Below are 3467 nucleotides of genomic sequence, written 5' to 3'. Positions count from 1 at the left end.
TCCAAAGAGAGAATTTTCAAAAAGCTAAATTTATTTGGGATGAAGCTATCCAAGAGATAGCTGCTGCCTAAAATTTAAGGGTCAGGGTTGTGTTGCGGCCATATTTCCATTAACTTGACGGTGCCATCTTTGCGAGCAAATTACAATACCAGTATTGAATATTTACCGCAGTTTGATCTTAAATCTGGTTGTTCAATGTTATCCAGATATTTCATTTCTTTACTATTGCACGCATTTTTTAAATCCAACAAAGCTGAAGGTCCTATTTCCTTTCCACTAAAATAAATCTCATTAATCTCTGATCGTAGTGAAAGTTCCTTAGTTGATTTATACTTTCTTACTAATTCTAATATGTTCAAAACATGTGTTCCAATATTTAATTTATCTGCTGAGTAATAAAAATCATCTAATTTTGGCCACATATTAATTTGATTTACCATTTCGTTATTTTTTCCATATAAAATGGAATTTAGTTCTTCAGTGACATGTGGCATGTATGGAGCAAAAAGTTTTAGTAATGTATTAAAGACGTAATTTAATGTTAAAATCGCGCTTTTCTTTTCTTTTGGATTTTTATTCTCCTCATCGTAAACTCTTGTTTTGACTAACTCGAGATAATTATCACAAAAGTCGTTCCAGAAGAAATTTTCAACAAAAACTCTTGCATCACAATATTCATAGTTTTTAAAGGAGTTTGTGGCGTTTTCGACCACCTTATATAAACTAGAAATGATCCATAAATCTAGATCGCAAAAAATATCTTTGTTGTTGATATCATCTTTAAGAAAATTAATTCTCCTGTCTGATCCATTGATATGAAAATCAACAAATTTACCTGCATTCCAAAGTTTAGTTACTAATTTTTTACCAATTTTGAATATTTGATCGCTATATACTATATCCATTCCAAGTTTTGAGCTTGATGCCCAATACCTTATAACGTCAGCTCCCTGATCTTTTATCAGTTTTTCTGGTGTGACAACATTACCTTTTGATTTGCTCATTTTAGACTTATCTGAAGCCAAACACCACCCACTAATCATAAGATTTTTCCATGGGATAGAATCTTGATGGAAAAATGACTTAACTAAAGTGCCGAAAGCCCAAGTTCTAATAATTTCATGAGCTTGAGGTCTTAAATCATATGGAAACAATTTATTGTGCCTGTCTTTATCAAGCATGAAATCCTCGCTAATCCCATGACTTGATAACTGAGGAGTTATCGCGCTCGTTGCCCATGTATCCATAACATCAGTTTCTGGTTTAACCTCCTGACGAGTATAGCCATCAGGCAAATCAACATATGGATCAACAGGAAGTTTAGCAACATTAGCAACAAGTATTTTTCCTTCCTCTCCTTTTCTTTTTGAATACCAAACAGGAAAAGGAACGCCAAAATACCTTTGCCTAGAAATACACCAATCTTGATTCAAGCCATCTATCCAGCTACTAAGTCTATCCTTCATAAACTTTGGATGCCAATTGCATTCGTCATTTTTTCTATGTAAATCAGCCTTATAGGGTAATACCTCAATATACCATTGATAGGTAGGAATAATTTCAAGGATTCCTCCTGACCTTTCAGCGCATTTAACATTTTGAACAACTTCAGTTTGCTCGAGCAGAAGTTGCTCTGATTTTAATTTTTCTATTATCAACTCTCTAGCTTCTGTAATTTTGGCTCCATCAAGAAAGCCGGCATTTTTCATTTTTCCGTGCAAATCTATACATTCAATCGTGTTAAGCTTATGCTTTCTCCACCACTCAATGTCCTGAATATCTCCAAAAGTACAACACATTACTAAACCTGTTCCTTTTTCTTGCTCAACATCTTCATCCAGTAAAATAGGCACCTGATTATTAAAAAATGGTATTATAGCTTTGGTATTTTTTAAGTGTTGATATCTATCATCATTTGGATGATAGAAAATAGCTACACAGGCTGGTAACATCTCTGGTCTTGTTGTTGCAATAACAATTTCTTCACCATTTACAGTTTTAAATTTAATGTCATTTAGTATGCCAGTTTGTTCTTTATCAACATTTTCAGCTTGAGCTATTGCGGTTTGGTCTTTTATATCCCAAAAACTTGGCCCAAATTTTCTTATAATCTTTTTTTTATTATACAAATCAATAAATGACATTTGAGAGAGCTTCCTAGATTTAGAGCTTATTGTTTGATACTCTTGCTCCCAATCAAAACTTAATCCTAAAGATTTATAAATATTTCTAAATTTTTCTTCTGTTTCTAAAACTACCTCTTCACATACCTTTATGAATTCCTCTCTACTTAAATCCTTAGCTCTAATTTTTTTTACTTTTTCAACTAATCTTTCTGTAGGTAATCCATTATCGTCAAAACCTATAGGGTAAAAAACTGATTTACCACTCATTCTTTGAAATCTTGCTATAAAATCTGCTTGGGTATAACTAAATACATGACCCATATGTAATTCACCGGAAACAGTAGGGGGAGGGGTATCTATTGAAAAAATTTCCTCTTTAGACTTAGCGCTATCCCATTTATAAATATTAGATGCATTCCAAATTTTTTGCCATTTAGCTTCTATTTCAGGAATATCCAGGTTATCTTTAAAACTCATTTTAACTATCAAATATTTTTAGAATTAATAAATCAACAAGCTTAGATCTTGTTAAATTGATTTGCAGTCATACTAACCTATGCCATAACTTTTGACCAAGCTTCCGCTTAGCATATACCAACCATCTATCATTACAAAGAAAATTAATTTAAACGGTAAGGATATTATAACAGGTGGAAGCATCATCATTCCCATTCCCATTAATACCGATGCAACTACTAAATCTATGATTAAAAATGGTAAATAAATCAAAAATCCAATTTCAAAAGCTTTTTTAAACTCACTTAACATGAATGCTGGTATTATAACCCTCAATGGTATTTCATCTTTTTCTAAATTTTGAGTTTCCTTCGCAATGTCTCTAAATAAATTTAAATCCTTTTCTCTCGTATTCTCTTTCATAAATTTTTCAAAAGGCTCTGTTATATTAGTCCAAGCTTTTTCTTCATTTATCTGATTATTCATAAGAGGAAACAATCCATCATCATAAGCTTTATTAAATGTAGGAGACATTATAAAAAAAGTTAAAAATAATGATAAACTGATAATAACAATATTCGGAGGTGTTTGTTGTAGCCCGAGTGCATGACGAAGTATTGAAAAAACAATAGTGATTTTCGTAAATGAAGTTACCATGATTAAAATTGAAGTAGCAACGCTTAATATAGTAATCAAACCAATAAGTTGAATTACTTTGTTGCTGAATAAGGTTTGCTCATCTTCCCCTCCAAAATCAATGGCATTGCTAAACAAATATAGCATACAATTGAGAAAGCTGATATGATATGCACAATAACACAAATAAGGTTAGTATATGTCAGAAATAATATGTTGCAAATGCAGAGAAAGTAATTATTACAGATC

General features: G+C 31.7%; 2 protein-coding genes. Both read right to left on the bottom strand.

The genetic code is table 11. The features are described from left to right. Nucleotides 1-140: 140 nt before the first annotated feature. Complete coding sequence (locus L8D11_RS04235) at nucleotides 141-2603, bottom strand: valine--tRNA ligase (RefSeq protein ID WP_236870431.1); 2463 nt, start codon at nucleotides 2601-2603, stop codon at nucleotides 141-143. Between the two features lie 72 nt (nucleotides 2604-2675). After that, on the bottom strand, nucleotides 2676-3365 hold the full coding sequence (gene fliP, locus L8D11_RS04230; RefSeq protein WP_236870430.1) for a flagellar type III secretion system pore protein FliP: 690 nt from the start codon (nucleotides 3363-3365) through the stop codon (nucleotides 2676-2678). Nucleotides 3366-3467 lie beyond the last annotated feature (102 nt).

This window comes from Candidatus Bandiella numerosa (assembly GCF_021811875.1).
In the GTDB taxonomy this organism is placed as follows: Bacteria; Pseudomonadota; Alphaproteobacteria; order Rickettsiales; family Midichloriaceae; genus Aquirickettsia; species Aquirickettsia numerosa_A.
Note: the sequence above shows the minus strand (reverse complement) of the source record. Positions and strands in the feature narration are given on the sequence as shown.

Coding starts and splice junctions, on each gene's coding strand:
- L8D11_RS04235 (WP_236870431.1), bottom strand. CDS start 2,603: ATGAGTTTTAAAGATAACCTGGATATTCCTGAAATAGAAGCTAAATGG.
- fliP (WP_236870430.1), bottom strand. CDS start 3,365: ATGCTATATTTGTTTAGCAATGCCATTGATTTTGGAGGGGAAGATGAG.